Here is a 1,171-nt window from a genome sequence, read left to right as displayed (position 1 = left end):
CAACGGCAACACCGACATCTTCTGAACCAACAACCGCAACTAGTAGTAACCAATAAGGAGAATGGAATGAATAAAAAAATAGAACAACTTGAAGGTAAGCTTGAGAAAGTTAGGAAAGATAAGGAAAAAGCGCAACGACAAAAAGAAGAAGTAGATAAAAAAATCAAGAATTACATAAATCAAGAAAAAGATTTTGAAGCACAGCTTTTTGTTGCTCTATCAGAAGAAAGTGGCTTATCCTATCAGGAAATGAAGGAACTAATCCTTCCAGCACAAACAAGTAACCAAGGAGTGAATCATGTATAAAATTATTAATCAACTGACCAAGCAAGAGGAAACATTTGAGCACCGAGATGAGTTGTTATCAAGGCTAGAAATCATCAACGAGAGAATGAAGAGTAATAGAATAACCGGAATCTATCGACTTTATTCTCTCAATGCTGAAGGTGAAATCCTACAAGAAGAAAGACTTGAAATACCTTTTGTTGGAATCATTGATCAGTTACTGGAAAATTTTGGTACGAGTGTTGGTAAGAAAAAAAGAGGTTTTCTTCATTTTTTAACAAAACATAAAGAAAAGAAGGCCACACAAGACATACCAGAACCCCAGCCTCGATCCGAATTCCAATCAGAACCAGATCCTGAACTAGAAGATCTAACGGTAAAGAAAGAGGCGAATATGGCTCGTCAAAGAATTGCTGAACTGGTGGCTAAAAAGCCTCAGAATGATATTGGAGAGGAGGAACCTTTGGGAGATAAAGATGCATTTTCATCCGATGAGTGGACTACAGAACACTTCAGTAGACTGGATGAAATAGAGGAGGTACAGGAAGAACGAGTAGAACCTACACAAGAAGTAGTTTCTAGTGTTGAAAACTCAAGCCAGGAAGAAAATCGATCTCTTCCTGTTAAACAAGAAGATAAGGGCAATGTTGAGCCTTCCTTCTCTCTTTCTCATGAGATGACAGTAAATTTACCTTCAGAGATTATTGATAGCTTTGAGGCTCAGACCATCACTTATAAGCAGTCTATTAAACATAAAATTCACTCTAACGAAGAGTTTATCAAGGAAGCAAACGAGGAAATTATTGAGTGTCAAAATAAAATCAATGAGTTGCGACAACAGATTCTTGCCAAAGAGAAACAAGCTAGTCAACTGAAGGATCTTTAT

At 37.0% G+C, this 1,171-nt stretch carries 2 protein-coding genes; both read left to right on the top strand.

From position 1 onward, the window contains the following. The first annotated feature begins 66 nt into the window (after positions 1–66). Positions 67–306, top strand: coding sequence for a hypothetical protein (locus ADH54_RS09750; protein WP_049524959.1), 240 nt, complete (start codon positions 67–69; stop codon positions 304–306). Beyond that, positions 299–1,171: hypothetical protein (locus tag ADH54_RS09745; RefSeq protein ID WP_049524958.1), on the top strand; the 873-nt coding region annotated here is incomplete at its 3' end. The genes ADH54_RS09750 and ADH54_RS09745, both read left to right, overlap by 8 nt.

Source organism: Streptococcus pseudopneumoniae (assembly GCF_001072315.1).
Classification (GTDB): domain Bacteria; phylum Bacillota; class Bacilli; order Lactobacillales; family Streptococcaceae; genus Streptococcus; species Streptococcus pseudopneumoniae_R.
This window is presented reverse-complemented; position numbering and strand designations above follow the sequence as displayed.